Source organism: Roseobacter sp. HKCCA0434 (assembly GCF_032464675.1).
Taxonomy (GTDB): Bacteria; Pseudomonadota; Alphaproteobacteria; order Rhodobacterales; family Rhodobacteraceae; genus Pontivivens.
Window position 1 is genome coordinate 16,373 of sequence record NZ_JAWDKL010000001.1, and the last position, 26,430, is coordinate 42,802.

Consider the following 26,430-nt stretch of genomic DNA (forward strand, 5'->3'; position numbering starts at 1 on the left):
GGAAACCGGCGGGTCTGCCAAACCGGGCCGGGTTGCAAACCCGGTCCCCCGGTTCCCGTTTCCCCGCGGGGAAATGGACAGCGCCGCTGACCCATTGCGAGCGGTCGTTTTCCGCATGACCCCGCCGTCCGCCCGGCCTAGTGTCGCCCCATGACCGACCCGCTCCACATCCGCCTGCACGACGCCGACACCCCTCTCGACCCCGCCCGCTGGGGCGCGCGCGGCGCGCGGCTGGCACGCATGGCGGGCCTCGGCCTGCCGGTGCCGCGCGGAATGCTGATCTCCACCGATCTCGTGCAGCGCATCCATGCCGACGGTGCCGCCGTGCATTTCGAGGGCGAGCTGACCGACCGCCTCGCCGCCCTCGGCGACGAGGTCCTCCTGTCCCTGCGCGCCAGCCCCCCGCGCCCCGAATGGGGCGGGCCGGAGGCGCTGCTCAATATCGGCATCACCGATGCGCGGCTTCCAGCCCTCACCGCCCGCGTCGGCCGCCCCGGCGCGCTGGAGCTCTACTTCCGCCTGATCGAGGGCTACGGCACGATGGTCGAGGGGCTCGACCCCGAGGATTTCGAGAACCTGACCGCCGACCAGGTGAAATACTGGTCCGTCCCCTCCGAAGGCGACCTGCCCGAGAGCGCGCGGGAAACCTTGGTGGAACAGGCCAAGGCGCTCTACGCCGACGAGACCGGCGCGCCCTTCCCGCAGGATCCCAAGGCGCAGCTGACCGCCGCCGTGGACGCAATGGCGCGCGGCTGGAACGGCACCTCAGCCCGCATCCTGCGCGAAAGCCACGGCGCCCCGCCCGAGGCCGGGCTCGCCCTGATCGTGCAGCGTATGGCGCTCGGCATCGGGGCGGGGGTCAGCGGTGCGGGGGTGGTGCATCTGGTGGACGAGCGCACGGGCGGCCCGGCCGTCACGGGCCGATTCCTGCCGCAGGCGCAGGGCTATGACGCGATGATGGGCCTGCGCACGCCGCAGCTCATCACCCGCGAGGCGCGCGAGGCCGCGCGCCAGTCCGCCCCGTCGCTGGAGGAGATGGCGCCCGACGCGCTCACCGACCTGCGCGGCCATGCCGTGACGGCCGCCGAGGGGCTGGGCGACGCCCACGGGTTCGAGTTCACGCTCGAGGACGGCGCGCTCTGGCTGCTCGACGCCGTGCTCTCGCCGCGGGCCGCACGGGCGGCGGTGCGCATCGCCACCGACCTCGCCCGCAACGGGGCGATCACGCGCGAACAGGCGCTGCTCAGGATCGAGCCGCGCACGCTGATCGAACACCTCCACCCCCAGATCGACCCGCGCGCCACGCGCGACGTCATCGGCACCGGACTGCCCGCCAGCCCCGGCGCCGCCACGGGCCGCATCACCTTCTCCCCCGAGGAGGCGATGCAAATGGAGGCGCAGGGCGACCCGGCGGTTCTGGTGCGGACCGAGACCAGCCCCGAGGACATCCGCGGCATGCACTCCGCCTGCGCCGTGCTGACCGTGCGCGGCGGCATGACCAGCCACGCGGCGGTGATCGCGCGCGGGCTGGGCCTACCTTGCGTGGTGGGGGCAGGGGACGTGCGGCTCGACCTCAAGGGCCGGCAGATCGTGGGCCGGGACGGGCGCGCCTTCGTCGAGGGGGCGGTCATCACCGTGGATGGCACGCGCGGCGAGGTGCTGGCCGGCAGCCCCGACATGATCCAGCCGGAACTCGACGGTGCGTTCGAGACGCTGATGAGCTGGGCCGACCAGATGCGCGAGATGGGCGTGCGCGCCAATGCCGACACGCCGCAGGACGCGCGGGTCGCGCGCGACTTCAAGGTGGACGGCATCGGCCTGTGCCGGACCGAGCACATGTTCTTCCACGAGGACCGGATCACCGCGATGCGCGAGATGATCCTGGCCGACAGCGCCGAGGACCGCCGCCGTGCGCTCGCCACGCTGCTGCCGATGCAGCGCGACGATTTCGTCGAGCTGTTCCAGATCATGCGCGGGCAGCCCGTGACCATCCGCCTGCTCGACCCGCCGCTGCACGAGTTCCTGCCGCACAGCCGGGAGGAGATGGGCGATCTGGCGGAGGCGATGGACCTGCCCGTCAGCCAGGTGGTCGAGCGGGCGAAGGCCCTGCGCGAATTCAACCCGATGCTCGGCAAGCGGGGCGTGCGGCTGGGCATCACCATGCCAGAGATCTACGAGATGCAGGCCCGCGCGATCTTCGAGGCGGCGGCGATAGTCAACACCTCCAACCTCGAACAGGTGGTGCCCGAGATCATGATCCCCCTCGTCTCCGCCCAGAAGGAGGTGGAGATGGTGCGCGCCCGCGTGCGCGCCGTCGCCGACGCGGTGATGGCCGAGCGGGAGGTGGCGCTGACCTATCGGCTCGGCATCATGGTGGAGACGCCGCGCGCCGCCTTGCGCGCCGGAGACATGGCCGAGAACTGCGCCTTCTTCTCCTTCGGGACCAATGACCTGACGCAGATGACCTACGGCCTCAGCCGCGACGATGCGGGCCGGTTCATGCGCGACTACGTGAACCAGGGTGTCTTCGCCGAGGATCCGTTCCACTCGCTCGACATTGAAGGGGTGGGGGAGTTGCTGCTGCTGGCCGCCAAGCGGGGCCGTGCGCGCAATGCGGATTTGGTGCTGGGTCTGTGCGGGGAGCATGGGGGCGACCCCGGCTCAATCCATTTCTGCAAGCTGGCGGGCTTCGACTACGTGTCCTGTTCGCCCTTCCGCGCCCCCATCGCCCGGCTGGCGGCGGCGCAGGCGAGCCTGCTGTCCAAAGCGGATTGAGATGGCGGGCTTGCCCTGGGCGCATGGCAAACGGGACGGAATGTCGCACCTGATGGGTGGACACGGCCTCATTTCCGCCTAGAACAACCGACAGCGGCTGCCGGGGTTCCATCGGATGCCGCGCATCGGAAATAACACAGGTTCATCACCCATGTTGCTGACGCGGTTCACCCGGCCCCTGGCCCTTCTGGCCAGTATGATTGTTGCATCCACTGTGGCTGTGCAAGCGCAATCGGGAGTTGAATCGCAAATCGAGCGACAAATCTCGCAGATGCTGGCGCAAGAGCGCAATCTGCTCAGCGCCGTGACCGCCGATCGCCTGCGGGAACTGGGCGGTGCTGCGGACCTGCGGATGCAGACGCAACCGGCGAGCATCGCGTCCCTGGGGCCCGACGGCCGGGGCGAGATCACGCTCGACATGCAGAACGCGGCCAGCGGCTTTGCCGAGCGGGCGGTGCAGGTTGTGCTGCCGCTCGACCTCAACACGATCGACGCGATGCCGGCGGCCAGTGGCGACGGCGAATGGGAATGCCTGACGACGGCGCTCTATTTCGAGGCGCGGGGCGAGACGGTGGCCGGACAGGTCGCGGTGGCCGAAGTGATCCTCAACCGGGTCGACCACCCGCGCTATCCCAATACGATCTGTGGCGTGGTGGGGCAGGGATCCCACCGCATGAACGCCTGCCAGTTCTCCTTCATGTGCGACGGCAGCCCCGAGGTGATGAGCGAGCGTGGTGCCTATGAGCGTGTGGGCAAGGTGGCGCGTGTGATGATCGACGGTCGCCCACGGATGCTGACCGCCGGGGCGACGCATTACCACGCGACCCACGTGAATCCCGGCTGGGCGCGTCGGCTGGTCCGTACGGTCTGGATCGACGATCACAAGTTCTACCGCTTCCCCAACGGCTGAGCCATCGCAGGGCAGTCTGCAGTCGATTTGAAATGCCGCCGCCTCGTCCTGCCGGACGGGGCGGTTTCGCGTCAGGCGAGGCCCATGCCCCGCCGGATCGCCGTGCGGCGCAGCGGGGCAAGGCTCGCAAGCGTGTGCAGCCCCGCGCGGCGCAGGTCGCGCAGCGGTTGCGCCTCGGCAAAGGCCGCGAGGTTCAGCGCCGCCACTCCCCGCTCGCGGATCGCGATGTCGCGCGAGCGCGCCTGGGCATAGAGATCGAGCATCTGCTCCGACCCCAGCGCCTCGCGCCCCGCGGCGTCGAGCAGCGCGCGGATATCGGCGAAGGAGGTGTTGAGCCCCTGCGCACCGATCGGCGGCATCACATGCGCGGCCTCGGCGATCAGGGCGCTGTGGGGGCCCGTCAGGGCCCTCGCCTCCTGCGAGATGATCGGCCAGGCGATACGCTTGCCCGCCAGCGTCAACGGACCGAGGACACCGCAGGAGCGGGCGGTCGCTTCGGCATTGAGGGCGGCATCATCGAGCGCCATCAGGCGTGCCACGTTCGGACCCGTCTCCATCCAAACCACGGCGGAGCGGTGGGTGCCGTCCTCGCCGTCTGGCAGCGGGACCAGCGTGAACGGGCCGCCGGTGCGGTGCAGCTCGGTGCTGACGCCGTGATGCGGAGCCGGGTGGCTGACGTGGAAGACCATCGCCTTCTGCCCGTAGCGGAAGGTGCGGGTGTCGATGCCCAGCGCCTCGCGCATGGGGCTGTTGCGCCCGTCGGCGGCGACCATCAGCGCGGCGTCGTAGCGCGTGCCGTCGTCGGCGGTGACACGCGCGGCGGAGGATCGGGCGAGCAGGCCGCGCGCGCCGACCCCCATCCGCAGGGTCACGCCCTCGATGCTCTCGGCCAAGGCGATCATCGCGGGGCGCAGCACGGCGTTCGGGACGTTCCAGCCGAAGCGCTCCTCACCGATCTCCGCCGCCGCGAAGTCCACCTGTTCGCGCACGATATTGTCGGCGCCGCCACTGTCGCAGAGGCGCATGACCCGCAACTCGGCGGCGTGGGGGGCAAGCTCGGACCACAGGCCCGCCTCCTCCATCATCCGCACGGCGGGCATCAGGAAGGCGGTGGAGCGCAAATCGGTCGAGCCGCCCGGCGGGGCGGGGTCGAGGCAGGTGACGGTATAGCCCGCGCGGCCGAAGGCGATGGTCGCCATCAGCCCGGCAACGCCGCCGCCGACCACGACCACATCCTGCCGGACGGGATCGCTCACGCCGCGACCTCCGCATCCGTCAGGCGGCGCAGGAAGCCGGTCAGGTCGTCGGTCACGTGGTGGATATGCTCCAGCCCGTGATCCTCCTTGATATGTGGATGGACCAGCACGGTGCGGAAGCCGAGCGAATGCGGCACGATCAGGTTCTCGGCCATGTCCTCGAACATCGCGGCCGTGTGGCCTTGCAGCTCGGCGGCGGCGAAGACGCGATCATAGGCCTCGCGCCGGGGCTTCGAGATGTAGTTGGCGTCCTCGATCGCGTAGTGCTGGTCGAAGACGCCGTCGAGGCCCAGCGCGGCCGTGACCCGGCGCGCATGCTCGCGACTGCCATTGGTGAAGACGTATTTGCGCCCAGGCAGCGCGTCGATGGCCGCGCGCAAGGCCGGCTTCATCTCGATCTCGCCCAGGTCGAGATCGTGCGTTTCGGCCAGGAAGGCGTCGGCGTCGATGCCGTGGTTGAGCATCAGCCCGCCCAGCGTGGTGCCGTATTGCTCCAGATAGGACTCGCGCATCGCCTGCGCGTCGTCATGGCTGACCCGCAGCTCCCGCGCGATCCAGTCGTTCATCAACCCGTCCATCTGGTCGAAGATCCCGGCGGAGGGCGGGTAGAGCGTGTTGTCGAGGTCGAACACCCAGGTGTCGACATGGTCGAAATGCTGTTTCATGACTATGCACTTAGGCGCGATGCGACGCGGGGTCGAGAGCGGGAGGACGATTTGACGGGACTGGCGGACTGGCAGGGACGCGTGGGCGCGGAATGGGCCGCGCGGGCGGACGCGATGGAGGGTCTGCTCGGCCCGGTCGGCCGCGCCGGGATCGACGCGCTCGGCGATGTGGCGGGGCTCCGGGTGCTCGACCTCGGCTGTGGGGCGGGCGACACCGCGCTCGATCTGGCCGAGAGGGGGGCGGAGGTCGTCGGGATCGACGTCTCGCCCGACCTGATCGCGCTCGCCCGCGCGCGCAGCGAGGCGGTGGAGTGGCGGCTGGAGGATGCGGCCGCGGCGCGGTTCGACCCGCCGCTCGATGCGATCCACTCCCGCTGCGGGGCGATGTTCTTCGACGATCCGGTCGGGGCCTGGGGCCATTTGCGCGGGCAGCTGCGGCCCGGCGGGCGGCTGGCCGTCAGCTGCTGGCGCGATGCGTCGGAGAACGGCTGGGTGACGGTCCCGCTGCAGGCGGCGGGTGACTTGCTGCCGGAGGATAGACGGGCCTTGCCCCCGGCGGGTGGCGCAGGCCCGTTCGGCTGGGCGGAGGAGAGCCATGTCCGCGACATTCTCGGCCAGGCGGGCTGGCGGGACATCGCGCTGACGCCGGTGGACCGGGAGGCGGCGCTAGGGACGGGCGACGATCCCGACCCGGTGGCGCGGGCCGTCGCCTTCACCACGCGGATCGGTGTTCTGGCCGCGCGGCTGCGCGATTTGCCACCCGAGCGGCGGTCGGAGGTCAAGGCGCGGTTGGCCGAAGCCTTCTCGCCGCTGCTGCGCGACGGCGCGGTGCGGGTGCCGACGGCGGGTTGGGTGGTCACCGCGCAGGCGTGACGCAAGGGTTGACGCACGGCGATACCGGCGGGCACAAACGTTGCGATCCGTATGCAAGGAGGCGCCTGCCCGTGGCCGAACCGACCGACGCCTATTCCCGGCTGCTCAACGCAATCGACCACGGCACCTACCGCCCCGGCGACCGACTGGTGGAATCGGAGCTGGCCGACAGCCTCGGTATGTCGCGCACCCCGATCCGCGAGGCCCTGCAGCGGCTCGAGACGCAAGGCGTGCTGAGCCGGGACGGGCGCAGCCTGATGGTCGCCTCGCTCGACCACGATCAGCTGGGCGAGCTCTACGTCGTGCGGGCCGAGCTGGAGGGGCTGGCCGCCCGTCTGGCCGCGCAGCATGCCGCGCCGGAAGAGATTGCGGTGCTCTACGACATGATCGCGCAGGACCGCGCGCTGGTGGGCGATCCGCAGGGGCTGAGCCGCGCGAACAAGCGGTTTCACAGGCAGATCCATCTCGCCTCTCACAACCGGTTCCTGATACGGCAGTTGGAGAGCGTGCGCCGCTCGATGGCGCTGCTGACGACGACCTCCTTCGCCGCCGAAGGGCGCAGCGAGACGGCGCTGGACGAGCATCACGCCATCGTCGCGGCCATCGAGGCGCGGGACGGCGCGGCGGCGGACGATGCGGCGCGGGCGCATATCTCCACCGCCTATCGCACCCGGTTGCAGGTCGATGCGGAGGGCGGGTTGTGAGCGGCTGGAAAGAAAGGGCCGAGGAGGTCGCGCAGGCCCGCGCCGCGGCTGGACCCTTCCTCGATTACGGCGACGTGCCGGACATGGCCACGGCCTACGCGATGCAGGACGCGCTGGCGGCGGTCGAGGGCGTCAGCGGCTGGAAGATCGCGTGGAACCGGCCCGAATTGCAGGCGAAGTTCCAGGTGGAGAGCGCAGCGGTCGCGCATATCCCTGCGCGCAAGATCATGCGCGACGGCGCGGTGCTGCCTGCGGAGGCTCACATGGCCCTGATGCTGGAGCCGGAGATCGCGGCGGTGCTGTCCTCGGATCTGACGGGTGAGGGACATACCGCCGACAGCGTCGCGGGCGCGGTGGCCGAGCTGGTGCCCGCCTGGGAGGTGCTCGACCGCCGGGGCGTCGCGACGATGCACGGGCCGACCATCGCGGCACAGGGCATCTTCAACGCGGGGGCCGTCATCGGCCGGGCCACCGGGGCCACGATCGGGCGCACGACCGTGCGGATCGGCGGGGAGCTGGTGCTCGATGCCGAGGATGCTGCACCGGAGCCGCCCTTGCAGGCGCTGGCCTTCGTGGCCAACACGCTGGGCGCGCGGGGCATCGGGCTGAAAGCGGGGCAGGTGGTGCTCTGCGGCTCGCACACGCCGCTTCTGCCCATCGCGCCTGGGCAGGTGGCGGAGCTGGAGATTGCAGGGCTGGGCGCGGCGCGGCTGAGCGTCGCCGAAGGGTGGGAGACGTGAAGTTCGACCGCCCCGTCCCGTGGCCGGTGCGGCTGATCCTGACCGGGGTGCACACCCGGCCCGGTGCGATCATCTCGGTCGTGGCCTGCGTGATCTTCGCGGGGCTCGCGTGGATGTGGAACGCCCCCGTTTGGTCGGGCGTGCTCTTGTTGGCGGCGCTGGCCTATGGTGGGGCGCTGGTCTGGATGGACCGCAATGACGGGTGGCCGGGGCGGGGGCCGTCCTGAACGCCGCGCTAGTCGCACGCGCGGAATCAAGGCTGAAGGCCGCCGCGCATCGGTCGTGCTGAAAGCAACCCTCCGGCGTGACCCGTTCCCCGGTACGGCGATTTGGTCGATGGACGCGCGACGTTGCGAGGTCATGCGGACCTGGCTGGCAAAAAAGGCCGTGCTCGAACGTCGAAACGCTGCACCGCGGCCCGTCGATGCGCGGCTTTCGTCTTGCCATAGGCTCTGATCGGAATGACGAGGTCGCCGCGCAGCCGAGGGCTGCGCGGCGTCTCTGCCTCACAGGTTCAGCTGATAGCTCATCGCCTCGAAGGCGAAGCCCTCGCCGTTCTCTTCCAGATAGCCCATCGCGGGGAAGGGCATGTGGTAGCCGATGAAGGGGATCCCGTCGGCGGCGATCATGCCGAGCACCTTGCGCCGGGTCGCGGCGGCGGCGGCCTTGTCCGCATCGAAACGGACCTCCCAGTCGGGACGCTCCATCGACAGGACGAAATGGTTGGCCACGTCCGCGATCAGCATCAGGCGCTGGCCCGCGCTCTCGATGTGGTAGGCCATGTGGCCTGGCGTATGGCCGAATGCCTCGACCGCCTCGATCCCCGACGCGACCGCGTCGCCCGGAGCGATGAAGGTGGTCTGGTCCGCCAGCGGCCGCATCTTCTGCTGGACGAGCTGGTGCGTGCCCTCCGCAGGGGTGCCCATCCGGTCCGGGCTGTTCCAGAAATCGTATTCGGTCTGTCCGGTCACGTAGCGCGCATTGGTGAAGACGGGGGAGCCCGCATCGGTCAGCCCGCCGATATGGTCGGGATGCATGTGGGTCAGCACCACGACATCGACCTGATCGGGGCCGTAGCCCGCCTCCATCATCCGGCTGACGAGCTGCCCCGGTGCCATGCCGCTGTCGCCATTGCCGGTGTCGAAGAGGATCAGCTCCTCGCCGGTGTTGACGAGCGTGGGGGCAAAGGTGAACTCCGCCGTGCCGGTGGGCAGGTTGTTCTGCCGCAGCAGCTCCTTGACCGTTTCGGGGTCCTGCTCGGTGCCGAAGATGGTGTGCGGATCGGGCACAGGGGTCGCCACGTCGAGGAGGGTCGTCACTTCGAATTCGCCCAGCTGAACGCGCCGGTGGAAGGGGCGCGACGGGCCGAGGAGCGGCGCGCCGGCGAAGGCGGGGGCTGCGAGGGCGGCGCCGCCAAGTGCGAGGGCGGCGCGGCGGGTGAGCGTCGTGTCGATCATTGTGGTCTCCCGAATGCTGTTTCGGGTCACGAGATAGACCGCGCCATCACCGGGGCCAGTCACGCGGCGCGGCGTATCCGCGCGGCCAGCGCCGCGATGCCGCGCGCGATATCGGACTCGGACGGCAGGCTGAAGCTGAGGCGCAGCGTGTTGCGGCCCGATCCGTCGGGGTGGAAGGCATGGCCGGGCACGAAGGCGACGCCGTCCTCGGCCACGCACGTCTCCAGGAGCGTCACGCTGTCCATCTGCCGTGGCAGTGTCACCCAGACGAAGAGCCCGCCCTCGGGCTCGGTCCAGGTCACGCCATCCGGCATATGCGTGTCGAGCGCGGCCAGCATCGCGTCGCGTTTCGGACGGTAATGGGCGATGGCGCGGGCGACCTGCGCCTCCATCCCTTGCGCCAGATGCAGAATCACCTGCTGGTTCATGGCCGAGGTCGCGAGGTCGGCGGCCTGCTTGATGAGGGTCAGCCGCTCGATCACGGGGCGCGCGGCGCAGACCCAGCCGACCCGCAAGCCGGGGGTGAAGGTCTTGGAGAAGCTGCCGCAATGGATGACGCGGCTCTGGTCGATCGGCCCGTCGAGTGCAGCAATGGGCGGAACGGCCTCGCCCTCGTAGCGCAGGGCGACATAGGGCGAATCCTCGATCACCGGGATGTCGAGCTCGGCGGCACGGTCCAGCAGCGCGCGCCGCGCGGCGAGGGTCATCGTCCGGCCCGTGGGGTTGGCGAAGTCCGGCACGACATAGGCGAGCTTCACCCGCTCCGCGCCGCCCGCCGCCTCGGCATGGCTTTCGGGCGTGCGATTGTCGCCGCCGATCGTGTCGTAGCGCGGCTGGTTGGGAGAGAAGGCCTGCAGCGCGCCCAGATAGGTTGGTGCCTCGGTCAGCGCGGTGTCGCCGGGGGACAACAGTAGCTTGCCGAGGAACTCCAGCCCCTGCTGCGAGCCGGAGGTGACGAGGATGTTGTCGCGCGTGCACTCCACCCCGCGCGCGGCCATATGACCCGCGATCCAGTCGCGCAGGGCCGGATCGCCCTCGCTGACGGAATATTGCAGGCCCGCGGCCAGCCGCGCCGGGTCGGACAGCATCGCGTCGTAGGCCGCGCGCACCGCCGCTTGGTCGAACAGGACGGGGTCCGGGATGCCGCCCGCGAAGGCGACGATGCCGGGCCGGTCGAGCAGCTTGAGCAATTCACGGATTTCGGAGGCCTTCATCCCATCCATCCGCTCGGCGAGGCGCGGGGTGTACCCCGTCTGGTCGTGGTTCATATGTCAATCTCCCTGACCTTCATGGGTCAGAATTGCTGACGCAGTGTCAAGAGCCTTGCATGGCGCGCAAGCCGACCTTTCGCCGATGCGGATGACAAGTGCCGCGCGAGGGGTTACGTAACGGGAAACGCATAGCGAAGAGGCACTCATGGCCCGCGATCTGAAGATCCCCGAGCAGCGCCACCCGGAAAAGGCCCGCCGCCCCGACAACGCCCAGCCGCGCAAGCCCGACTGGATCCGCGTTAAGGCGCCGACCTCCGCCGGGTATCGCGAAACGGCGAAGATCATGCGCGAGAACAAGCTCGTCACCGTCTGCGAAGAGGCGGGCTGCCCGAACGTGGGCGAGTGCTGGAGCCAGGGCCACGCCACCATGATGATCATGGGCGAGGTCTGCACCCGCGCCTGTACCTTCTGCAACATCGCCACCGGCAAGCCGCCCGAGGCGCTCGACGTGTTCGAGCCGGGGCGGGTCGCGGCGGCGGTCAAGAAGCTGGGCCTCAACCACGTCGTCATCACCTCCGTCGACCGCGACGATGTCGAGGATGGCGGGGCGGAGCATTTCGCGCAGACCATCCGCGCCGTTCGCAAGCAGGCTCCGGGCACCACGATCGAGATCCTGACGCCCGATTTCATCCGCTCGAAGCCGGGTTCGCTGGAGGTGGTGGTCGAGGCGAAGCCGGACGTGTTCAACCACAACCTCGAAACCGTGCCGGGGCTCTACCCCGAGGTGCGGCCGGGCGCGCGCTATTTCCACTCGCTGCGGCTGCTGCAACGGGTCAAGGAACTCGACCCCACGATGTTCACCAAGTCGGGCATCATGGTGGGCCTGGGCGAGGACAAGCAGGCCGTGCATCAGGTGATGGACGACATGCGCGCCGCGGATATCGACTTCCTGACCATCGGCCAGTACCTGCAACCGACGCCGAAGCACCACCGCGTCGACCGCTTCGTCACGCCCGAAGAATTCGCGGGCTACGAGAAGGCGGCCTATGGCAAGGGTTTCCTGATGGTGTCGGCTACGCCGCTCACGCGCTCGAGCTACCACGCGGGCGACGATTTCGCCCGGCTGCGCGAGGCGAGGCTGAAGCGGCTGGGGCAGGTCTGAGAAGCCTCAGGGCTCCAGCTCGTCCCACTCGGTGAAACACCATTGACGTGCGCGGTCCTCTCGCAAATAGCAGCTTTCCGATCCGACGCCGTCGGTGGCGCGTTGCTGGCAGGCAATCCGCGCCGCGCGGGCGCGGGCGATGCATTGTGCGAACGAGATATTGCCCGCCGGGTCGCGGTCGATCTCCGCGTCGAGCCCGCCGAGAAAGTCCTTCCAGAAGGCGGTCGCCTCCGTCAGGTCGCGGGTCGAGGTGAGATCTTCGGGTTGCTCGGCCGTCTGTGACTGGGCCGCGCTCGCGAGAAGCAGTGTGGCGATGAGCGTCGTGCGGATCATCCGGTTGTCCTCCGATCTGGTAGGTCCAGGCTATCGCAGGAGCGGGATCGATCAAGCCACGTTGAAGATCAGCGCCATCAGCAGCGTGTAGACCCCCACGACGCCCCCGACCGCCGCCACCGGGCGCCAGTCGAATCCGCCGATGCTCCGCGCCGGGGCAGGCGCGTCGCGGCCGAGTTCCGGCCACGTGTAGCTGACGAAATCGCCTTGGGTGAAGATCGACTCGAGCCGGCCGTCCTCGTCCACCACCGGCAGGCGCCGGAAGCGTTCGTTGGACATGATGCGCAGCCAGTCGACCACCAGGTCGTCACGGCGCGCGCTGCGGGGATTGGCGGTCATGATCTCGCCAACCGTGGTCGTGGCTGGATCACGATCGGCGTCGATCAGGCGCTTCATCACGTCGCGCTCGGTCATCAGCCCGATGGGGCGATCGCCCGCGTCCACCACCACGACGCAGCCGTAGTTGTGGCGCGACATCTGGCGCACGGCCTCGCGGACGCTGTCCTCGGGACGCGCGGTCAGCGGACGCGGTTTCTGGGCGTATTCCGGGCGGTTCGCGATGCTGCGGCGGTCGGGCATGGGGGGCTCCACTTCCCCTCATGTCCTAGCGCGCGGGCGGGGTGCGACAAGTCGCCTCATTGGTGCAGAAAACGCACCTTTCCGATATGGGGCAGGTTCCGGTTGCGCTGCGCGTAGTCGATCCCGTAGCCGACGACGAATTCGTCGGGGATCTCGAACCCGGTCCAGGTCGCCTTGATGTCCACCTCGCGGCGCGACGGCTTGTCGAGCAGGCAGCAGACCTCCAGCCGGGCGGGCGCGCGCGCCTCCAGCATGCCGCGCACGTGGTTGAGCGTGTAGCCGGTGTCGACGATGTCCTCCACGACCAGCACGTCGCGCCCCTCGATGCCAGAGCGCAGGTCCTTGAGGATGCGCACCTCGCGGCTCGACTCGACCCCGTCGCCATAGGAGGACGCCTCGATGAAGTCGACCTCGACGGGCAGATCGAGTTCCCGCACCAGGTCGGCGATGAACACGAAGCTGCCGCGCAGCAGGCCGACGACCACCAGTTGGTCGGTATCGGCATAGTGATCCGAGATGTCGCGGGCCAGGGACTCGACCCTTGCGGCGATGGACTTGGCGGAGATCATCTCGTCGATGGCATAGGGGGGCAGGCCGCTCATCCGGGGCTCCTCCTTGGGAACGGTCATTGTGTGCGCGGGTTGTTTACGTCAAACAGACGCTGGCCGAAAGAGCGGGGACGAAGGCGATATGACAACCCATTCCGAAACGCGCGAGATGCCGTACAGCGCCGACCAGATGTATGCGCTGGTCGCGGACGTGAAGTCCTATCCGGCCTTCATCCCCTGGGTGGCCGCCTGCCGCGTCCGGCAGGAGCGCGAGGTCGAGGGCGGGACGCAGATCGACGCGGATTTGATCGTGAGTTTCAAGGTGTTCCGCGAAAGCTTTCTCAGCCGCGTGACCCTGAAGCCGGAGGCCCGGACCATCGATGTCGAGTATCTCGACGGGCCGTTCAAGTACCTCGTCAACAACTGGCGGTTCGAGCCGGACGGGGAGGGGTGCAAGGTGCATTTCTTCGTCGATTTCGAGTTCAAGAGCCGCATCCTGCAAGCCGCGATCGGGGCCGTGTTCAACGAGGCGATGCGCCGGATCGTCGGCGCCTTCGAGAAGCGCGCGGCGGAGCTCTACGGCCCGGGTTAACGCCTAAAAAGGCGGTCTGCGCTGCGTATGGAAAGCGTATGGCATGCGTATGGCGACCAAATGGCTCGGGTATTCGCGTTAACCTTTGGCCGGGGTCGAGTATTTATGCCAATCCGAAGGACTGCCGCCTTAACATCGAAGACGCGACGAGGAGGTGCGGCCATGTCCGCCCGAACGCTGATCATCTCGGTCCATCCGATGAAGGACAGCTTCACGGCGCAGTGGGCGGCGGCGTCCGCCGAGGCCGCGCGCAGATCGGGCTCCGCCCGTCTGATCGACCTTCATGCCGAGGGTTTCGATCCGATCGAGCATCCGCGCCACTATGCAGAGCCGGGGCCTGACGTGATGCGGATGCAGGACGCGGCCGCGCGGTCGGGGGCGCTGCCGGTCGAGGTTGCGGATCATGTCGCGGCGATCCGGGCGGCGGAGCGCATCATCTTCCACTTCCCGCTTTGGTGGTTCGCGCCGCCCGCGATGTTGAAGGGCTGGACCGAGCGGGTGCTGGTGCACGGTGCGATGCACAGCTCGCGGGCGCGTTTCGACACGGGGCCGTGTCGGGGCAAGCGGGCGCTGTTCTGCGTGACGACCGGATCGAGCGCGGCCGAAAGCGGGCCCGACGGCAAGGAAGGGGACACGCGGCTGCATCTCTTCGCACTGGCCTACACGCTGCGATATTGCGGGTTCGACGTGGCCGAGCCCGTGATCGTGCACGGGGTGCACGGGTTTCACGAAGGTGCCGCGCGCGAGCGGCTGGAGGCGCGGTTGCGCGCGGTGCTGGAGCGGCAGGCGGAGATCGTGGCGGGGCTGGATGAGCGGCCCTTGCTGACCTTCAACGCCGACAGCGATTTCGAGGAGGGTCGGTTGCGGGCGGATGCTCCGTCGCATTGGCCGTTCATCGCGCGGGAGTAGCGGCGGACCACCCTCACCCCGGCCCTCTCCCGCCTGCGGGAGAGGGGGAGATAGTCGCCAACGCGGCGCGAGTACCAGCGCGGACCCGGCTCGGGTCCGGGGCGGGTGTGCCCCCTTTCACTTTCTTCAAATATCCCCGCCGGAGGCGCAGGGTTCAGACCCTGCGCAGGTCCAGCGTCTTGGGAAAATCGGGGTGGGTGCCGAGATAGCTCGGTTGCTCGAGGTTCTGGCTGTGGCCACCTCTCTCGAAACGGGAGATGCGGCGGCCTTCGGCTTCCAGCGCGTTGATCGGGCGCAGCTCGTGGGCGCGGCCGCCGGGATGGGCGACGTGGTAGGTGCAGCCGCCGACCGAGCGGCCCGAGAGGCTGTCCCAGAGGTCGAAGATCAGCGGCGCATGCGCGGGGATGGTCGGGTGCAGCGCCGACCAGGGCTGCCAGGAGCGGAAGCGGATGCCCGCGACCTGGCGACCCTCCACCTCGTGCAGCGGCAGGGCGTAGCCGTTGCATGTCAGCTTGAACCGCGGGTCGAGGTCGGTGACGGCCATCTCCAGCCGCTCGACCGAGCTGTCGACGAAGCGGGCGGTGCCGCCGGCGGTGCTTTCCTCGCCCAGCACCAGCCAGGGCTCGATGGCGGCGCGCAGTTCCAGCCCCGCGCCCTCGACCTGATGCGTGCCGAGGATCGGGAAGCGGAAATCGCGTTGGGCGACGAACCAGGCCTCGTCGAAGGGCGTGCCGAAGGCGCCCGACAGGTCCGCCAGCACCTCGCGGAAATCGGCCCAGCAATGGGCGGGCAGGAGGTAGGTGTCGTGCAGGTGGGTGCCGCGCGGCTTCAGCTTGCCCTCGTAGGGCGTCTCCCAGAACCAGGCGATGAGCGCGCGGATCAGCAGCGCCTGCGCCATGCCCATGCGGGGGTGGGGCGGCATCTCGAAGCCGCGGAACTCCACGAGTCCGAGCCGTCCGGTCGGGCCGTCGGGGGAGAAGAGCTTGTCGATGCAGATCTCCGCTCGGTGGGTGTTGCCGGTGAGGTCCGTCAGCAGGTGGCGGAAGATGCGGTCGACCAGCCACAGGGGCGGGTTGCCGCCGAGGCGCTGCACCTCCTTCAGCGCGATCTCCATCTCGTAGAGGCTGTCGTGGCGCGCCTCGTCGAGGCGGGGGGCCTGCGAGGTCGGGCCGATGAACATGCCCGAGAAGAGGTAGGAGAGGCTGGGGTGGTTCTGCCAGTAGCGCACGATCGAGCCCAGGAGGTCGGGGCGGCGCAGGAAGGGGCTGTCGGACGGCGTCTCGCCGCCCACGACGATGTGGTTGCCGCCGCCCGAGCCGACGGGCCGACCGTCCACCATGAAGGTGAAGCTGTCGAGCCCGATCTCCCGCGCCTCGTCGTAGAGGGTGTGGGTGACCTGCGAGAGCTGGTCCCAGTTGCGGGCGGGGTGGATGTTGATCTCGATGACGCCGGGATCGGGGGTGACGCCGATCAGGTTCATGCGCGGGTCGCGCGGCGGCTCGTAGCCCTCGACATGGACGGGCTGTTCGAGGGCGGCGGCGGTCTCCTCGACCGCGGTGATGAGGTCGATATATTCCTCCGCCGTGCCGGTGGGCGGCAGGAACACGCAGATGCGGCCGTCGCGCGGCTCGACCGTCAGGGCGGTGCGGACCGGCTCCTCCCCTTCGAGGAAGACGGTGTGGGCGGCCATCCAGTCGTCGGACGGGGTCTCCGACGGCTCGGAGATCGCGCGGCCATCCGCCGTCTGGGGCAGGGGGCCGGGGCGGACCATCGGGTCGCGGCGGAATTGCATCACGCGGCGCGCCTCGGGGACGTGTTCGAGGCTGCCGAGCGGCAGGCGGAAACCGGCGGGGCTGTCGCCGGGGTGGAGGTAGAGCTTGCCGCGCCGGGTCTTCCACTTCTCGGACCGCCAGCGGAAGCGGCGCTTGTCGCCGGCCTGGGCGAGCTGGATCGGCAGGACGAAGGCGGTGGCGTTGCCGAGGCCCCGCTCGAAGACGCGAGCGAGGCGGGCGCGTTCCTGCGGATCGTCGAGCTTCGAATCCTCGGGCGTCACGTTGTCGGGCAGTTCCTGTTCGCGCAGGGCGAAGGCGGCGGGGTCCTCGTAGGTCGGGGCGGCGAGGTCGCGCTCCACCTCCAGCGCGTCGCACAGGTGGTTCATGAAGGTCTCCGCCTCCTCGATGGTCGCGCCTTGCGCGCCCTCGGTGGCGATGAGGTCGGGGTCCTTCCACAGCGGCTGTCCGTCGCCGCGCCAGTAGAGGGAGAAGGCCCAGCGGGGGAGTTGCTCGCCCGGATACCACTTGCCCTGGCCGTAATGCAGCATGCCGCCCGGCGCGAAGCGGTCGCGCAGGCGGCGGATCAGCTCGTCCGCCTTCTCGCGCTTGGTCGGGCCGACGGCGGCGGTGGTCCATTCGTCGGCATCGCGGTCGTAAGCCGAGACAAAGGTGGGCTCGCCGCCCATGGTCAGGCGCACGTCGCCTGCGGTGAGGCGGTCGTCGACCATGCGGCCCGTGCGGTCGAGGGCGGCCCAGTCGGCGTCGGAAATCGGCGCGGTGACGCGGGGCGGCTCCTCGATCCGGTCGACGCGCATCTCGAAGTCGAACTCGACTTCGGCCTTTTCGAGACTGCCCGAGATGGGCGCGGCGCTCGACGGCATGGGCGTGCAGGCGAGCGGAATGTGGCCTTCGCCCGCGAAGAGGCCTGAGGTTGGGTCGAGGCCGACCCAGCCCGCGCCGGGGAGGTAGACCTCGCACCAGGCGTGGAGATCGGTGAAATCCTCGGCCGGGCCGTCCATGCCGTTGGTGGCCTTGAGGTCGGCCTTGAGCTGCACGAGATAGCCCGAGACGAAGCGGGCGGCGTAGCCGAATTCGCGCAGCATGTTCACGAGCAGCCATGCGCTGTCCCGACAGGAGCCGAGTGCCTTGACGATCGTCGTCTTGGGCGTCTGGACGCCCGGTTCCATCCGCACGGTGTAGGCGATGGTGTTCTGGACATAGGTGTTGAGCGCCACCAGCCAGTCGATGGTGACGCCCTGCGGCTGGGGTGCCGCGTCGAGATAGCGGTAGAAGGTCTTGGTCTGCCGCGGCTGGCGGCGGAAGATCGACAGCTCCTTCTTCAGGCTGCCCGAATAGGTGAAGGGCACCTCGTCCGCCGTCTCGTCCACGAAGAAATCGAACGGGTTGATCGCGATCATGTCGGCGATCAGCTGCACGTCCACGGTGAACTCGTTGGTTTTCTCGGGGAAGACGAGGCGGGCCTGCCAGTTGGAGAACGCGTCCTGCTGCCAGTTGAGGAAGTGATCCTCGGGCGTGATCTTGAGCGAGTAGGACAGGATCGGCGTGCGCGCGTGGGGCGCGGGGCGCAGGCGCACGACATGGGGATTGAGCTGGATCGGCCGGTCGTAGGAATAGCTCGTCCGGTGGGTCAGCGCGATCTTGATGCTCATTTTATCTCCACAAACCGTTTTGCTGACGCGATTTTCGGCATGGACCCTTGGCAAGGGCCAAAATTGCGTCAGACTACTTATGGAACCAAAGCTGACATGACGGGCGGTATTGTCCACCGGAAAGGCCGAATGTTTAACGAAATGTACCAGGGGGACCGGATCCGGCCCGAATACCAGATGATCCGCGACTGGCTCGACACGCACGGGCCGGACGCGCTGAACGAGAAGCGGGCGGAGGCGGAGGCGCTGTTCCGCCGGGTCGGCATCACCTTCGCCGTCTATGGCGAGGGTGGAGACCCCGAGCGGCTGATCCCCTTCGACATGATCCCGCGCATCTTCTCCGCCGCGGAATGGCAGCGGATCGAGGCGGGTTCGATCCAGCGGGCGCGGGCGCTCAACGCCTTCCTGACCGACATCTACACCGAACGGGCCATCGTGAAGGAGGGGATCGTCCCCGCCGACCTGATCGACGGCAACGAGGCCTACGAGCCGATCATGGAAGGGTTCGTGCCGCCCGGGGGCATCTATTCCCACATCTGCGGGGTGGATCTGGTGCAGGTCGGAGAGGGCGAGAGCTACGTGCTGGAGGACAACTGCCGCACGCCGAGCGGCATTTCCTACGTGCTGGAGAACCGCGAGGTGATGGCGCGCATGTTCCCCGAGCTGTTCCGCTCGGGCCTGGTGCGGCCCGTCGATCACTATGGCGACATGCTGGCCGATGCGATGCGCTCGATCGCGCCGCCGATGTGCGAGGGGGAGCCGACGCTGGCGCTCTTGACGCCGGGGCATTTCAACTCCGCCTATTACGAGCACACGTTCCTGGCCGACCTGATGGGCATCGAGCTGGTCGAGGGGCCGGACCTGTTCGTGGAGAACGACCGGGTGTGGATGCGCACCACGAAGGGCGCGCAGCGGGTCGACGTACTCTATCGCCGGATCGACGACAGCTTCCTCGACCCCAAGGCGTTCCGCCCGGATTCGATGCTGGGCGTGCCGGGGATCATCGACGCCTACAAGAAGGGCGGCGTGACAATCGTGAACGCGCCCGGCGCGGGCGTGGCCGACGACAAAGCGATCTACATCTACGTGCCGGAGATGGTGAAGTTCTACCTGGGCGAGGAGCCGATCCTGCCCAACGTGCCGACCTGGCGCTGCGGCAAGCCCGACGAACTGGCCCACGTGCTCGACAATCTCGACGAGCTGGTCGTGAAGGAGGTCCACGGATCGGGCGGCTACGGCATGCTGATCGGGCCGAAGGCCACGCGCGAGGAGATCGACGCCTATCGCAAGCGGATCGAGGCGGATCCGGGCAATTTCATCGCGCAGCCGACGCTGGCGCTGTCCACCGCGCCGACGCTGGGCGAGGGCGGGCTGGTGCAGCGGCATGTCGATCTGCGGCCCTTCGTGATCTCGGGTCGCGAGACGCGGCTGATCCCCGGTGGCCTGACCCGCGTGGCGCTGAAGGAGGGGTCGCTCGTCGTCAACTCCAGCCAGGGCGGCGGGGTCAAGGATACCTGGGTTTTGAACGGATAAGGGGGCGACATCATGCTGAGCCGCACCGCAAACGGATTGTTCTGGATGGCCCGCTATGTCGAGCGCGCCTCCAACGTGGCGCGCCTGCTCGATGCCGGGCGCCGGATGGAGAACATTCCCAATACCGACGAGGGCCGCGCGTCCGAGTGGGAATCGATCCTCATTGCCTCGGGCTGTCACGAGACCTTTCCGGGCGACATCAAGACGGCGACGATGGACGCGGTCGCCCATCACCTGATCCTGGACGAGACCAACCCCTCCTCGATCTATCGCTGCCTGCAATCGGCGCGCGAGAACGCGCGGGCCATGCGCATCGCGGTCACGACCGAGGTGTGGGACGGGCTGAACTCCGCCTGGGCGGAGATGCGCGCGAGCGAGCCGTCTGACATCGAGGGGGGCCGGCTGGCCGGGTTCCTCGAATGGGTCAAGGGCATCGGCTTCACCTTCTCGGGGGCCGTGGAGGCGTCGATGCTGCGCGACGAGGGCGCGCGGTTCATCGCCATCGGCGTGGCCATCGAGCGGGCGGATGCCACGGCGCGCCTGCTCGACGTGAAGTACCACGTGCTGTTGCCGAGCGCGCAGGACGTGGGCGGGGGTCTCGACCACATGCAGTGGGTGCAGCTGCTGCGCGCGACCAACAGCCTGCGGGCCTTCCGCTGGACCTACCGCGAGACGGTGACGCCGCAGGCGGTGGTGCATTTCCTGATCCTCAACCCCGCCAGCCCGCGCGGGCTGATCACCAGCGTCGAGACGATCGTGGACAACCTCGTCCGGATCGGCGACGGGAGCGGTGGTCAGAGCGAGGCGTTGCGCCGCGCGACCGAGTTGCAAAGCCGGCTGGAGCAGCTGACGGTCGAGCAGATCATCGGGAACGGACTGCACGAATGGCTGACCGAGACCATCGTGGAGCTGAACACGCTGGCGAGCGAGATCGCGCAGGTCTACGGCTTTAACGGACCGATGGTGGAGCAGGTCCAGATTCAGGCGCAGTAGCTCCTTGACAGTGCTGCGGGCCGCGCCACTTATGCGGCCTGCTCAACCCCTTTCAAGGATAAGGGACCCATGACCTATTGCGTTGCGATCAAGCTCGACGATGGCATCATCTGCCTGTCGGACACCCGGACGAATGCGGGGATCGACACGATCTCCAAATACAAGAAGATGTTTACCTGGCAGCGCGAGGGCGACCGCGTCATCACGATGATGACCGCGGGCAACCTCGCCATCACGCAGGCAGTCATCTCGCTGCTGAACGAAAATATCGAGCATGTCGAGGACGGGATCGAGACGCTCTACACCGCGCCGACCATGTTCCGCGTGGCCGAGATCGTGGGCGACGCGATGCGCATCGTCATGGGCCGCTACGGTCCGGGCCTGACGGCGGCGGGCGAAAGCTCGGCCAGCTCCATCGTGGTGGCGGGCCAGCGCGCGGGCGGCGACATGCGGCTGTTCCAGGTCTATTCGGCGGGCAACTTCATCGAGGCCACCGAGGACACCCCCTATTTCCAGATCGGCGAGCATAAATACGGCAAGCCGATCCTCGACCGGGTGATCGAGCCGTCGACGCCGCTGAATGTCGGAATCACCGCCGCCTTCCTGTCGATGGATTCGACGCTGCGCTCGAACCTCAGCGTCGGCATGCCGCTCGACGTGGCGGTGATGCGGCAGGGGCAGATCGGCTTCGACCAGCTGCGCCGGATCGAGGAGGGCGACGAGGCCTGGGCGGAGATGTCCGAGGCCTGGTCGGGCGCGCTGCGCGGCGCGTTCCACGAGATGACGCAGATCGACGTCTGAAGACTGCGACGCCGCGCCCGTCTTGTGAGAGGCGGGCGCGGGCGGTACATCCCCATGCGACGGCAACGAAGCGGGGATGGACATGGCTCAGCGCGCGATCTTCGAGGATGTGGGCAGCGAGGCGAAGCGGGAGGTCGCGGCACCCCCGCAAAAGCCCGATGCGGGGGCGGCCCGCCGGGCGATCTCGGTCTGGCTGGGCATCCTCTTCGCCCTGGTGGTCGTGATGATCGCGGTGGGCGGGCTGACGCGCCTGACCGATAGCGGGCTGTCGATCACCGAATGGGCGCCCCTGTCGGGCGCGCTGCCGCCGATGACCGAGGCCGACTGGCAGGCCGAGTTCGACGCCTATCGACAGATCCCCGAATACCAGTTGCAGAACCGGGGCATGAGCCTCGGCGAGTTCAAGTATATCTATTGGTGGGAATGGGGGCACCGGCAGCTGGGGCGCGTCATCGGTCTGGTCTGGGCCGCGGGTTTCGCCTGGTTCGCGATCCGCCGCCAGATTCCGACGGGCTGGACACCGCGCCTGCTGGGGCTGGGCCTGCTGGGCGGCCTGCAGGGCGCGATCGGCTGGTGGATGGTGTCGAGCGGGCTGGAAGGCACGATGCTCGACGTCGCCTCGCACAGACTGGCGGTGCATCTGGGGCTGGCCTTCGTCATCCTCGGGCTGATCGCCTGGTTCATCTTCCGCCTGCGGCGGCTGGAGGGCGAGCTGTTGCAGGCGCGGCGGCAGCGGAACACGGGGCTGTTCCGGCTGGATGCCGTGCTGGTGGGGCTGGTCTTCGCGCAGATCCTGATGGGCGCGCTGGTCGCGGGCATCGACGCAGGCCGCAGCTTCACAGACTGGCCGCTGATGGGCGGGCAGGTGGTGCCGCCGGCGGCGTTGGAGCTGGAGCCGGTGACGCGCAACTTCACCGAGAATGGCGGGCTGGTGCAGTTCAACCACCGCATCCTCGCCTATATCGTCACGGCCTTCGCGATCCTTGTGTTTCTGCGGGCGCGGCGGTCCTCGCTCAAGGCGGTGCGCAGCGCGCATGTCGCGATGATCCACGCGGTCGCGTTGCAGGTGGTGCTGGGGATCGTCACGGTGCTCTATGCCGCACCGCTGGGCCTTGCCATCGCGCACCAGCTGGTTGCGGTGCTGCTGTGGGTGCTGGCGCTGCGCGCGCGCTTCGTCGCGGGCTATCCCCCGGCGCAGAGTGTGCGGGCATGAGCGGGCTGGAGCTGAGTGCCGAGGAGGTCGACGGCTTCCTCGCCGAGGTGTTCCCGCAGATGGCGGGGCGCTTCACCATCGAGCGGCTGGAGCCGATGGCGGCGCGCGTCGCGTTGAAGGTGAGCGAGGCCGACCTGCGGCCCGGCGGCACGGTATCGGGGCCGACCATGTTCACGCTGGCCGATTGCGCCTTCTACATCGCGGTGCTGGGCATGGTGGGGCGCAAGGCGCTGACGGTCACGACGAACTGCTCGATCGACTTCATGCGCAAGCCTGCGGCGACCAATCTGGTGGCGGATGTGCGCATCCTGAAGCTGGGCCGGCTGCTGGCGGTGGGGGACGTGACGGTCTTCTCGCAAGGGTCGGACGCTCCGGTGGCCCATGCGAACATCACCTACGCCATTCCGCCGAAGGGGTAGCGGGAGAGCGGCTCCCACGGGCCGCCGCGATAGCGATGGAGCGCGAGGCCGAGTGCCTGCCCGCGCCAGGGAACATGGGCGGGGGCGAGGCGGGCGAAGGTCTGCGCCGCCTCGTCGGCTTCCACCTTGTTCTGCACGGTGACATGCGGGTGCCAGTCGCGCCGGTCCTGCCGGGTGAGGGCGGGCCACCACAGATTCGCGAGCCCCGCGCGCAGGGTTTCGAGCGCGGGCGATTGCACGCGGAACGCGACACCGCCGCCAAGGCGGAAGGCGCGGCCGATGGTCAACGGGAGCGGCGCGGTGTCGGCGGCGCGGGCGGCGAGCACCGCCTCGATGGAGCCGAGGCGGCGGCCCGGCAGCGCGTGGAACATCGTCACATGGGCGCTGAGGTAGTTGCGATGAGCGGGGAAATGCGCGGTACGCAGCGCGTCGAGCCGGGACTGGCTGCGCGCGTCTAGGATCGGGGTCAAGATGAGGGCGTCCTTGCTCATGTAGGCAAGGGTAGGGTTGCCGCGCGCGCGGGCGATGGTGAAACTGTGGGACCCTTTGCCGCGTGACTGTGACATGAAACCTGGAAACCTGATCCCCCGCCGCCGGACGGCGCTGAAGCTGATGCACTTCATCGTGTTGCCGCTTGCCGTGTGGTTCACACTGGTCCAGCCGCGCGACGTGACGGCCTGGGGGCCGGGCTTCGTGCGCCTGCACTCGGTCTTCGGGCTGATCTTCGTGACGGCGGCGCTGATCTGGTCGGCGGATTACTTCCGGCGTGGCCTGATCGGGCGGCCGGGACCGAAGCTGGGGCCGCGGCTGAAGGTCGTGCACCGGGTGCTGCATCACGCGCTGGTCTGGGGGCTGTTCCTGGTGGCGGTGAGCGGCTTCTTCATCGGGCTGACGGCGTCGCGGCAGCTCTGGGCCGGGGATATCGTGCCGATCGCGGTGCCGCTGGGGATGCCGGAGGCGAACCGGATCGTCGGCACGATCCACTCGATCGAATTCTACCTGCTGGCCGCGCTGATCGCCGCGCACGCGGCGTTCCATATCTGGCGGCATGTGGTGCTGGGCGACAACGCGCTGAGGATCGTGGCACCGAAGTTCCTGCATCGGTTTCTGTAAAGAGAATGGGGTACTAGAATACCGTAATTTCAGGCCGCTGTTATCGCTTGGTTTTTCCGGCATCTTTGCCGTTGACGCGCGCTCCGAAATCCTTAGAACCCACCCATCGCCGGGTGGTTCGCCGTCCGGCTCGGCAATCCTCGTGACCGAAGAGACGGATGACATGAAAACCTACTCCGCAAAACCGGCCGATATCGAGAAGAAGTGGATCGTGGTCGATGCCGAGGGCATCGTGCTGGGCCGCCTCGCCTCGATCATCGCCATGCGCCTGCGCGGCAAGCACAAGGCGACCTTCACCCCGCATATGGACATGGGCGACAACGTGATCGTCATCAATGCGGAGAAGGTGCAGCTGACCGGCAACAAGCGCACCGACAAGAACTACTACTGGCACACCGGCCACCCCGGCGGCATCAAGTCGCGCACGGCGGGCGAGCTGCTGGAAGGCCGCTTCCCCGAGCGTGTCGTGACCAAGGCGGTCCAGCGCATGCTGCCCGGTGGCCCGCTGTCGCGCCAGCAGATGACCAACCTGCGCGTCTATGCCGGTGCCGAGCACCCGCACGAGGCCCAGAACCCTGAAGTTCTGGACATCGCGTCCATGAACAAGAAAAACACCCGGAGCGCATGAAGATGGCTGACGAAATCAAATCGCTCGACGGTCTGAAGGAAGCGGTCGCGGCCGAGACCACCGCGCTCGGCGTCGATTCGGACGAGCAGGCGATGCTGACCGAGACCGAGACCGCCACCCCGCGCGAGCCCGTGCGCGACGAGCACGGCCGCTCCTACGCGACCGGCAAGCGCAAGGACGCGGTCGCCCGCGTCTGGGTCAAGCCGGGCAACGGCACCGTCACCGTCAACGGCAAGCCGATGAACGAGTATTTCGCGCGCCCCGTGCTGCAGATGCTGCTGGCGCAGCCCTTCAGCATCGCCGGTGTCGAGGGCGAGTTCGACGTGGTCGCCACCGTCAAGGGCGGGGGCCTCTCCGGTCAGGCGGGCGCGGTGCGTCACGGTGTCTCCAAGGCGCTGACGCTCTATGAGCCGTCCCTGCGCCCCGCGCTGAAGGCGGCAGGCTTCCTGACCCGCGACAGCCGCGTGGTCGAGCGGAAGAAGTACGGCCGCCGCAAGGCCCGCCGCAGCTTCCAGTTCTCGAAGCGCTGATACCGCTTCCAAGCCTTTTGCAAGCGCCCCTCGGGAGACCGGGGGGCGTTTTGCGTTGCGGGCACGGGATCCGAGTATTTGCGCCAATCCGAAGGCCGCGACATCGCGCGGCTTGACCGGGCCGGAGCGGGGCGATCATTTCGGGGTGAAACCGTCGATGGAGTTCGTCCCATGCAGAAGCGCCAGGTCGCGCGCGAGATCAGCTATGCCGCCTCGGCCCGCACGCGCGCGGGGCGCACGCTGATCCGCACGGTGGAGAACCTGACCGGGCGGCCCGGTCTGATCCGGCGGGCGCGCGGCTACGAGCTGGAGATGGGCGCGGGGGCCGACTTCTGGTCGGTGATGATGGCGCGCTACGGCCTGGGGCTCGACGTGCTGGGCGGATCGCTCGACGCGATCCCGCGCGAGGGGCCGCTGGTGGTGGTGGCGAACCACCCGTTCGGCATTCTCGACGGGCTGGTCTTGGGCCATGTGCTGAGCGTGGCGCGGGGCGAGTTCCGGGTGGTGGCGCACCAGGTCTTCGGCAAGGCGGCGGAGCTGGAGCGGGTGATCCTGCCGATCAGCTTCGACGGGACGAAGGAGGGGCAGAAGCTCAACCTCGCCACGCGGGCGGAGGCGCTGGGGTATTTGAGGGGCGGGGGCTGCGTGGGGATCTTTCCCGGCGGCACGGTCTCGACGGCGCTGACGCCGAAGGGGCGGCCGCTCGATCCGCGCTGGCGGACCTTCACCGCGAAGATGATCGCCAAGAGCGGGGCGACGGTGGTGCCCGTCTATTTTCACGGGGCCAATTCGCGGCGGTTCCAGCGCGCCTCGCACCTGCATTACACGCTGCGGATGGCGCTGTTGATTTCGGAGTTCAAGGCGCGGGTCGGGGCGAAGGTGCCGCTGGTGGTGGGCGATCCGATCCCGCCCGAGGAGATCGCGGCACGCGCGGGCGATGCGCGCGCGCTGATGGACTGGCTGCGTGCGCGGACCTATGCGCTGTCGCCCGAGCCTGTCGCGGAGGCGGGCTACGGCTACGAGTTCGAGGGCTGATTGATCGCG

At 68.7% G+C, this 26,430-nt stretch carries 27 protein-coding genes; 18 read left to right on the top strand and 9 right to left on the bottom strand.

Annotation, left to right across the window (positions count from 1 at the left end):
• The first annotated feature begins 150 nt into the window (after positions 1 to 150).
• Entirely contained in the window at positions 151 to 2,775 is a 2,625-nt protein-coding gene (ppdK, locus tag RX333_RS00085; protein WP_316012860.1) for a pyruvate, phosphate dikinase, read from the top strand.
• 271 nt (positions 2,776 to 3,046) lie between these two features.
• Positions 3,047 to 3,685 carry a cell wall hydrolase gene (locus tag RX333_RS00090; RefSeq protein ID WP_316012861.1) on the top strand — a complete coding sequence of 213 codons (639 nt, stop codon included), beginning with the start codon at positions 3,047 to 3,049 and terminating at the stop codon, positions 3,683 to 3,685.
• Between the two features lie 71 nt (positions 3,686 to 3,756).
• Here RX333_RS00090 and RX333_RS00095 read toward each other — a convergent pair whose 3' ends face one another.
• The gene (locus RX333_RS00095; protein ID WP_316012862.1) at positions 3,757 to 4,941 is read right to left on the bottom strand and encodes an FAD-dependent oxidoreductase; all 1,185 of its coding nucleotides are present in this window, start codon (positions 4,939 to 4,941) and stop codon (positions 3,757 to 3,759) included.
• Positions 4,938 to 5,606 carry a pyrimidine 5'-nucleotidase gene (locus RX333_RS00100; protein WP_316012863.1) on the bottom strand — a complete coding sequence of 223 codons (669 nt, stop codon included), beginning with the start codon at positions 5,604 to 5,606 and terminating at the stop codon, positions 4,938 to 4,940. The genes RX333_RS00095 and RX333_RS00100 overlap by 4 nt, the downstream gene beginning before the upstream one ends.
• On the opposite strand from RX333_RS00100, the gene RX333_RS00105 reads away from it, so the two are divergent.
• The 4 genes from RX333_RS00105 to RX333_RS00120 all read left to right on the top strand — a co-directional run bounded on the left by RX333_RS00105 (position 5,595) and on the right by RX333_RS00120 (position 8,150).
• A complete protein-coding gene (locus RX333_RS00105; RefSeq protein ID WP_316012864.1) occupies positions 5,595 to 6,479 on the top strand; it encodes a class I SAM-dependent methyltransferase in 885 nt (294 codons plus the stop codon). The two genes, RX333_RS00100 and RX333_RS00105, sit on opposite strands and share 12 nt — an antisense overlap.
• Before the next feature lie 65 nt (positions 6,480 to 6,544).
• On the top strand, positions 6,545 to 7,183 hold the full coding sequence (locus RX333_RS00110) for a GntR family transcriptional regulator (RefSeq protein WP_410056033.1): 639 nt from the start codon (positions 6,545 to 6,547) through the stop codon (positions 7,181 to 7,183).
• Positions 7,180 to 7,923 carry a 2-keto-4-pentenoate hydratase gene (locus RX333_RS00115; RefSeq protein ID WP_316012866.1) on the top strand — a complete coding sequence of 248 codons (744 nt, stop codon included), beginning with the start codon at positions 7,180 to 7,182 and terminating at the stop codon, positions 7,921 to 7,923. The genes RX333_RS00110 and RX333_RS00115 overlap by 4 nt, the downstream gene beginning before the upstream one ends.
• A complete protein-coding gene (locus RX333_RS00120; RefSeq protein WP_316012867.1) occupies positions 7,920 to 8,150 on the top strand; it encodes a hypothetical protein in 231 nt (76 codons plus the stop codon). Before RX333_RS00115 ends, RX333_RS00120 begins: the two co-directional genes overlap by 4 nt.
• A gap of 279 nt (positions 8,151 to 8,429) precedes the next feature.
• Here the strand turns inward: RX333_RS00120 and RX333_RS00125 are convergent, their stop codons facing one another.
• Positions 8,430 to 9,380, bottom strand: a complete 951-nt coding sequence (locus tag RX333_RS00125; protein ID WP_316012868.1) for an MBL fold metallo-hydrolase — start codon at positions 9,378 to 9,380, stop codon at positions 8,430 to 8,432.
• Between the two features lie 59 nt (positions 9,381 to 9,439).
• The gene (locus RX333_RS00130; protein WP_316012869.1) at positions 9,440 to 10,648 is read right to left on the bottom strand and encodes a PLP-dependent aminotransferase family protein; all 1,209 of its coding nucleotides are present in this window, start codon (positions 10,646 to 10,648) and stop codon (positions 9,440 to 9,442) included.
• A gap of 148 nt (positions 10,649 to 10,796) precedes the next feature.
• Here RX333_RS00130 and lipA point away from each other — a divergent pair, with 148 nt between their 5' ends.
• Complete coding sequence (gene lipA, locus RX333_RS00135; RefSeq protein ID WP_316012870.1) at positions 10,797 to 11,753, top strand: lipoyl synthase; 957 nt, start codon at positions 10,797 to 10,799, stop codon at positions 11,751 to 11,753.
• A gap of 6 nt (positions 11,754 to 11,759) precedes the next feature.
• Here the strand turns inward: lipA and RX333_RS00140 are convergent, their stop codons facing one another.
• From RX333_RS00140 to hpt, 3 genes are read right to left on the bottom strand one after another with little or no spacing between them, the layout of a single operon-like run.
• Positions 11,760 to 12,086 (bottom strand): hypothetical protein, encoded by a 327-nt coding sequence (locus RX333_RS00140; protein ID WP_316012871.1) that lies wholly within the window; start codon positions 12,084 to 12,086, stop codon positions 11,760 to 11,762.
• A 51-nt stretch (positions 12,087 to 12,137) separates the two neighbouring features.
• On the bottom strand, positions 12,138 to 12,665 hold the full coding sequence (locus RX333_RS00145) for a cyclic nucleotide-binding/CBS domain-containing protein (RefSeq protein WP_316012872.1): 528 nt from the start codon (positions 12,663 to 12,665) through the stop codon (positions 12,138 to 12,140).
• Positions 12,666 to 12,721: 56 nt separating this feature from the next.
• Entirely contained in the window at positions 12,722 to 13,267 is a 546-nt protein-coding gene (gene hpt / locus RX333_RS00150; protein ID WP_316012873.1) for a hypoxanthine phosphoribosyltransferase, read from the bottom strand.
• An 88-nt stretch (positions 13,268 to 13,355) separates the two neighbouring features.
• Between hpt and RX333_RS00155 the strand changes: the two genes are divergently transcribed.
• Both RX333_RS00155 and RX333_RS00160 read left to right on the top strand, forming a co-directional pair.
• Positions 13,356 to 13,805 carry a type II toxin-antitoxin system RatA family toxin gene (locus RX333_RS00155; RefSeq protein ID WP_316012874.1) on the top strand — a complete coding sequence of 150 codons (450 nt, stop codon included), beginning with the start codon at positions 13,356 to 13,358 and terminating at the stop codon, positions 13,803 to 13,805.
• 162 nt (positions 13,806 to 13,967) lie between these two features.
• The gene (locus RX333_RS00160) at positions 13,968 to 14,714 is read left to right on the top strand and encodes an NAD(P)H-dependent oxidoreductase (RefSeq protein ID WP_316012875.1); all 747 of its coding nucleotides are present in this window, start codon (positions 13,968 to 13,970) and stop codon (positions 14,712 to 14,714) included.
• A 154-nt stretch (positions 14,715 to 14,868) separates the two neighbouring features.
• On the opposite strand, the gene RX333_RS00165 is transcribed toward RX333_RS00160, so the two are convergent.
• Positions 14,869 to 18,156, bottom strand: coding sequence for a transglutaminase family protein (locus tag RX333_RS00165; RefSeq protein ID WP_316012876.1), 3,288 nt, complete (start codon positions 18,154 to 18,156; stop codon positions 14,869 to 14,871).
• Positions 18,157 to 18,285: 129 nt separating this feature from the next.
• Here RX333_RS00165 and RX333_RS00170 point away from each other — a divergent pair, with 129 nt between their 5' ends.
• From RX333_RS00170 to RX333_RS00190, 5 genes are all read left to right on the top strand, one after another.
• Positions 18,286 to 19,689 carry a circularly permuted type 2 ATP-grasp protein gene (locus tag RX333_RS00170; RefSeq protein WP_316012877.1) on the top strand — a complete coding sequence of 468 codons (1,404 nt, stop codon included), beginning with the start codon at positions 18,286 to 18,288 and terminating at the stop codon, positions 19,687 to 19,689.
• 12 nt (positions 19,690 to 19,701) lie between these two features.
• Positions 19,702 to 20,682 carry an alpha-E domain-containing protein gene (locus RX333_RS00175; RefSeq protein ID WP_316012878.1) on the top strand — a complete coding sequence of 327 codons (981 nt, stop codon included), beginning with the start codon at positions 19,702 to 19,704 and terminating at the stop codon, positions 20,680 to 20,682.
• 69 nt (positions 20,683 to 20,751) lie between these two features.
• The gene (locus RX333_RS00180) at positions 20,752 to 21,483 is read left to right on the top strand and encodes a peptidase (protein WP_316012879.1); all 732 of its coding nucleotides are present in this window, start codon (positions 20,752 to 20,754) and stop codon (positions 21,481 to 21,483) included.
• Positions 21,484 to 21,565: 82 nt separating this feature from the next.
• A complete protein-coding gene (ctaA, locus tag RX333_RS00185; RefSeq protein ID WP_316012880.1) occupies positions 21,566 to 22,696 on the top strand; it encodes a heme A synthase in 1,131 nt (376 codons plus the stop codon).
• Positions 22,693 to 23,115: a PaaI family thioesterase gene (locus RX333_RS00190; RefSeq protein ID WP_316012881.1), complete on the top strand. Its 423-nt coding sequence runs from the start codon at positions 22,693 to 22,695 to the stop codon at positions 23,113 to 23,115. The genes ctaA and RX333_RS00190 overlap by 4 nt, the downstream gene beginning before the upstream one ends.
• On the opposite strand, the gene RX333_RS00195 is transcribed toward RX333_RS00190, so the two are convergent.
• The gene (locus RX333_RS00195) at positions 23,091 to 23,606 is read right to left on the bottom strand and encodes a 2'-5' RNA ligase family protein (protein WP_316012882.1); all 516 of its coding nucleotides are present in this window, start codon (positions 23,604 to 23,606) and stop codon (positions 23,091 to 23,093) included. The genes RX333_RS00190 and RX333_RS00195 overlap by 25 nt on opposite strands.
• 73 nt (positions 23,607 to 23,679) lie before the next feature.
• On the opposite strand from RX333_RS00195, the gene RX333_RS00200 reads away from it, so the two are divergent.
• The 4 genes from RX333_RS00200 (at position 23,680) to RX333_RS00215 (ending at position 26,421) form a co-directional block, all read left to right on the top strand.
• Complete coding sequence (locus RX333_RS00200) at positions 23,680 to 24,228, top strand: cytochrome B (RefSeq protein WP_316012883.1); 549 nt, start codon at positions 23,680 to 23,682, stop codon at positions 24,226 to 24,228.
• 163 nt (positions 24,229 to 24,391) lie between these two features.
• Entirely contained in the window at positions 24,392 to 24,856 is a 465-nt protein-coding gene (rplM, locus tag RX333_RS00205; protein ID WP_316012884.1) for a 50S ribosomal protein L13, read from the top strand.
• A gap of 2 nt (positions 24,857 to 24,858) precedes the next feature.
• A complete protein-coding gene (rpsI, locus tag RX333_RS00210) occupies positions 24,859 to 25,386 on the top strand; it encodes a 30S ribosomal protein S9 (protein ID WP_316012885.1) in 528 nt (175 codons plus the stop codon).
• A 171-nt stretch (positions 25,387 to 25,557) separates the two neighbouring features.
• Positions 25,558 to 26,421 carry a lysophospholipid acyltransferase family protein gene (locus RX333_RS00215; protein WP_316012886.1) on the top strand — a complete coding sequence of 288 codons (864 nt, stop codon included), beginning with the start codon at positions 25,558 to 25,560 and terminating at the stop codon, positions 26,419 to 26,421.
• The last annotated feature ends 9 nt before the right edge of the window (positions 26,422 to 26,430 follow it).

Excerpts from the sequence above, each read along its gene's own strand:
- ppdK (WP_316012860.1), top strand. The coding sequence starts at position 151 with ATGACCGACCCGCTCCACATCCGCCTGCACGACGCCGACACCCCTCTC.
- RX333_RS00090 (WP_316012861.1), top strand. The coding sequence starts at position 3,047 with ATGCTGGCGCAAGAGCGCAATCTGCTCAGCGCCGTGACCGCCGATCGC.
- RX333_RS00105 (WP_316012864.1), top strand. The coding sequence starts at position 5,595 with ATGCTGTTTCATGACTATGCACTTAGGCGCGATGCGACGCGGGGTCGA.
- RX333_RS00100 (WP_316012863.1), bottom strand. The coding sequence starts at position 5,606 with ATGAAACAGCATTTCGACCATGTCGACACCTGGGTGTTCGACCTCGAC.
- RX333_RS00125 (WP_316012868.1), bottom strand. The coding sequence starts at position 9,380 with ATGATCGACACGACGCTCACCCGCCGCGCCGCCCTCGCACTTGGCGGC.
- RX333_RS00130 (WP_316012869.1), bottom strand. The coding sequence starts at position 10,648 with ATGAACCACGACCAGACGGGGTACACCCCGCGCCTCGCCGAGCGGATG.
- lipA (WP_316012870.1), top strand. The coding sequence starts at position 10,797 with ATGGCCCGCGATCTGAAGATCCCCGAGCAGCGCCACCCGGAAAAGGCC.
- RX333_RS00140 (WP_316012871.1), bottom strand. The coding sequence starts at position 12,086 with ATGATCCGCACGACGCTCATCGCCACACTGCTTCTCGCGAGCGCGGCC.
- RX333_RS00145 (WP_316012872.1), bottom strand. The coding sequence starts at position 12,665 with ATGCCCGACCGCCGCAGCATCGCGAACCGCCCGGAATACGCCCAGAAA.
- hpt (WP_316012873.1), bottom strand. The coding sequence starts at position 13,267 with ATGAGCGGCCTGCCCCCCTATGCCATCGACGAGATGATCTCCGCCAAG.
- RX333_RS00155 (WP_316012874.1), top strand. The coding sequence starts at position 13,356 with ATGACAACCCATTCCGAAACGCGCGAGATGCCGTACAGCGCCGACCAG.
- RX333_RS00160 (WP_316012875.1), top strand. The coding sequence starts at position 13,968 with ATGTCCGCCCGAACGCTGATCATCTCGGTCCATCCGATGAAGGACAGC.
- RX333_RS00165 (WP_316012876.1), bottom strand. The coding sequence starts at position 18,156 with ATGAGCATCAAGATCGCGCTGACCCACCGGACGAGCTATTCCTACGAC.
- RX333_RS00170 (WP_316012877.1), top strand. The coding sequence starts at position 18,286 with ATGTTTAACGAAATGTACCAGGGGGACCGGATCCGGCCCGAATACCAG.
- RX333_RS00175 (WP_316012878.1), top strand. The coding sequence starts at position 19,702 with ATGCTGAGCCGCACCGCAAACGGATTGTTCTGGATGGCCCGCTATGTC.
- RX333_RS00180 (WP_316012879.1), top strand. The coding sequence starts at position 20,752 with ATGACCTATTGCGTTGCGATCAAGCTCGACGATGGCATCATCTGCCTG.
- ctaA (WP_316012880.1), top strand. The coding sequence starts at position 21,566 with ATGGCTCAGCGCGCGATCTTCGAGGATGTGGGCAGCGAGGCGAAGCGG.
- RX333_RS00190 (WP_316012881.1), top strand. The coding sequence starts at position 22,693 with ATGAGCGGGCTGGAGCTGAGTGCCGAGGAGGTCGACGGCTTCCTCGCC.
- RX333_RS00195 (WP_316012882.1), bottom strand. The coding sequence starts at position 23,606 with ATGAGCAAGGACGCCCTCATCTTGACCCCGATCCTAGACGCGCGCAGC.
- RX333_RS00200 (WP_316012883.1), top strand. The coding sequence starts at position 23,680 with ATGAAACCTGGAAACCTGATCCCCCGCCGCCGGACGGCGCTGAAGCTG.
- rplM (WP_316012884.1), top strand. The coding sequence starts at position 24,392 with ATGAAAACCTACTCCGCAAAACCGGCCGATATCGAGAAGAAGTGGATC.
- rpsI (WP_316012885.1), top strand. The coding sequence starts at position 24,859 with ATGGCTGACGAAATCAAATCGCTCGACGGTCTGAAGGAAGCGGTCGCG.
- RX333_RS00215 (WP_316012886.1), top strand. The coding sequence starts at position 25,558 with ATGCAGAAGCGCCAGGTCGCGCGCGAGATCAGCTATGCCGCCTCGGCC.